The 3,255-nt window shown below is 41.7% G+C and carries 3 protein-coding genes and 1 pseudogene; all 4 read right to left on the reverse strand.

Going from position 1 to position 3,255, the window contains the following annotated elements; translation table 11 throughout:
• Positions 1 to 335: pseudogene (locus QZT73_RS02710) on the reverse strand (CPBP family intramembrane glutamate endopeptidase); the annotation flags it as partial.
• Between the two features lie 131 nt (positions 336 to 466).
• Positions 467 to 1,258: an alpha/beta hydrolase gene (locus tag QZT73_RS02715; protein WP_291786485.1), complete on the reverse strand. Its 792-nt coding sequence runs from the start codon at positions 1,256 to 1,258 to the stop codon at positions 467 to 469.
• The gene (locus QZT73_RS02720) at positions 1,255 to 2,043 is read right to left on the reverse strand and encodes an alpha/beta hydrolase (RefSeq protein WP_291786487.1); all 789 of its coding nucleotides are present in this window, start codon (positions 2,041 to 2,043) and stop codon (positions 1,255 to 1,257) included. The genes QZT73_RS02715 and QZT73_RS02720 overlap by 4 nt, the downstream gene beginning before the upstream one ends.
• 201 nt (positions 2,044 to 2,244) lie before the next feature.
• On the reverse strand, positions 2,245 to 3,255 hold a 1,011-nt coding region (locus QZT73_RS02725; protein ID WP_291786488.1), incomplete at its 5' end, for an alpha/beta fold hydrolase.

The raw sequence follows: 3,255 nt of genomic DNA on the forward strand, positions 1-3,255 counted from the left end.
CTCAATACAATACCCGTAAGGAGCCCACCTATTGTCCCATAGATCAGTATTTCGCGGGTTTGTGGGGAATCTTCTTTTAGGCCGACCATCTTTTCGAGGATGGGAACACTCAGGTTAACCTTTTCGTAGAGGAGGGTTCCCACAATCACCGCTATCAACATAATGATCGTAGGATTGATCAAGATCAGCCATTGGATTTGGGAAGGGGTAAATTGGTCTTCCAATAGTAACAGCATTTCTTCCGGAATGGGGAAGTCCACAGTCAACATGGACAAGATACCTGAGATACCAAGAAGAAATAAAACTAAGCCGAGATAAAACTTTTTTGATTTCATGGATGCTGGGGAATTGAAGATATTGATAGAAATTAATTGATATTGATTGATATTGGATACTGATAGATATTATTTGTGGATAGTACGGGAAACCTGTCAGGTTTTTAAAACCTGACAGGTCTGTTTTAAACTTATAAACCTTCCAAAAAAGCTTTCAATGCACGGTTAAAGTCCACAGGATTATCCTGATTGGCAATATGGTTGGCATTGGGGATTTCAACACATTGGCTGGCGGGTTCCTTTTTATGCCAAGCTTTGGAAGCGTTTTTGATAAAGCCCAAGTCTTTTTCCCCATAAAGCATCAAGAGGGGAACTTTGGTGGGTTGGGGCGAAGGGTCGATCAAATCATAGCACATGTCAGCGGTGATTTTCAATGCTAACTTCTTACCGATTTTCCCGATACTTCTGGCTAAATAGTCCTGAACTTCCTTTTTTACTGCCCTATGTTTCCCAAAAGAGTTGCAGAACATTCTCTCCGGTATCAAGCCCATCAAAAAGATAAAAACGGGAACAAGCGGTTTAGCCCAATTCCCCACATGGGATTTCAGCTCAATTCCTGGGGCATGTACCACAGCCATCACTTTTTCGGGATATTTGAGTTGGAAATGCTGGGCAACCATACTGCCCAGGGACTGACCTACCAAAACTGCCTCGGAAATTTGTAAGGACTCCATCAGCTCATTCAAACATTCTGCAGACAATTCAGTGAAGCGCTTGTGGTAATTTTCCAAAGTGGAAGCACCATGGCCCGGTAAATCCCACACCAAAACCTTGTAATGCTGCTCTAAGGATGCCAGCTGTTCTTGGAAAGTCAAGTGGTCCATGCCTACCCCATGAATAAACACCAAAGCAGGACCAGAGTCTATACCTGACAGTTCATAATAGATATCTCCGTAAGTGCTTAAAATAATTCCTTTCTTCATGGTAGCTTTTTCAAGATGTCCTTTAAGCAAGTATTGAAAGCCACTGGATCGTCGAGGTTCCCCACATGTCCCACTCCTTTCAAGTCAATAACTTTTGCTGATGGATTGGCCCCGATAGCCTTTAGCGTTGACTTTAACATGCCGTTGATCCCTTTGTCAAATTCACACCTGATCAGGGTGTAGGGGACATGACATTGGGCAATAAATTCTGTATAGTCATAATTTACCAAATTATATCTGAAATGGGGAATGGCAGCCACTGCCTTTACAAACATTTGTAAGCATACTTCTTTTGCGGATGCATTCATGGCAGTTTGGTCAGCCATCAGATTCAGGTACCAATTTTTAAAGTAACGGAGCATCAAGGCATCGAAACCTCTGAATACCGGAGCCAAAAATTTGGGAAATTTCATTTGTCCGGTAGTACCAAAAGTGGTTAAGCTTAGGAATTTTTCCGGAATTTGACTGACTACTTCATAACCTAGGACTCCTCCGGCAGAATTACCGACAAAATGGATGCGCTCCAAATCCTGGTCTTTGATCAATTGGATAATATCCTCAGCAAAAAGGGTTAAGGCATATTGCTCAGTGGTATTGGGTATCGGCTTTGGAGAATCCCCATGTCCCCTAAGGGAAATCAACACTACGTTGTATTGGGCCGAAAAAAATTCCTGTTGTCGCTGAAATTGGATAATGCTTCCCCCCGCCCCATGTACAAAAAGAATGGTGTCTTGGTTCTCTTTTCCACTAATGCTGTACTCAAGTTGAATGGTATTTATGATCATTGTAATTCGATGTGGACATTTAAAACACAAAACTCACCTAAAACTCTGGTTTAAAAAATGACAAAAATCAGTTTTATTGGTGAAATTTACGTCCAAAAATGTAGCTAATTTAAGGTAAATAAGGAGTTAAAGGAAGAGCTCTCTTGGTTAAAAAAGCCAAAAGGAAAGCTCCCCCTTTTTTAAAACTATTTAATAGGAGTACTATGCTCCAACACGACGCATGAGATCAATTTTACCATTTATTGAATTATGTTGTTTATTCATTTTTAAGCGTTCCTCATCATTTTTTTGGAAAACTTCATCCAACCAATCAAAAACTGTATGGCGGATCAGGGTAACATTGGGTAGCATGTTTTTGCCTGAAGCGCCTTGATCACCTTTGCCGATTACCAAATCCACTTTGGGGTTTTTGATCTTTTGCATGGCATCTGCTATAAATCCATCGGTAGCCGAGTAGGCCAACTCATCCTCACCTACCAATAAAAGACTGGGGCAGCAAATATCCGAAGGGTCTACCGTAAATTCCTTACAGGCATCCAACCATTCCTGAATCGTATTTACCTGCCATCTCCATTTGTAAATGTCCATGAAATTAAACAGACCGGCCAACCAGGAACCAAATAGCCTGGTAATCATTTTAAACAGGGGGAAGTTTTCATATTTGGCCAAAACCTTCAGCTCCTTGGCCTGAACCAAATACTCATATTGGTTCAAAATGATGCTGTTTGCAATCATGGCTTTGATACGCTTATCATGGGCTGCTGCCCTGGCCACAGTATATCCTCCCAAACTTGGGCCAAAGACTGCCAATTTATCCATATCCACATCAGGTCGGCTTTCTAAGTAATCAATCACTTTACTGACGGGCTTTTCCATGGTAGGCTCCATTTTCATTCCTTGAATGGCTGTATTGCCCATCCCGGGAAGGTCTACCGTGATGACATTGTAACCACGCTCCTGATCTCCAATCCCAAAAAGGAAACACATGTCCTCACTAAAGGACTCTCCTCCTCCTACATTGTAAACGGTAGGCCTTTTGACATTGCTGTTGTCAGGTTTCATAAAATAACCCTTCAACTTCTTTCCTTCGAAATCAATTTCAATGGGTTCTATAGGAGGGTTGAATAAGGCAGCAGCCTTTCTGAAATTTGCGACTGCATGGTCCAGAATCTCACTATAACGCTTGGTTTCTTTGACAGGACTAAGGTTAAA

Source organism: Cecembia sp., assembly GCF_007126775.1.
In the GTDB taxonomy this organism is placed as follows: Bacteria; Bacteroidota; Bacteroidia; order Cytophagales; family Cyclobacteriaceae; genus Cecembia.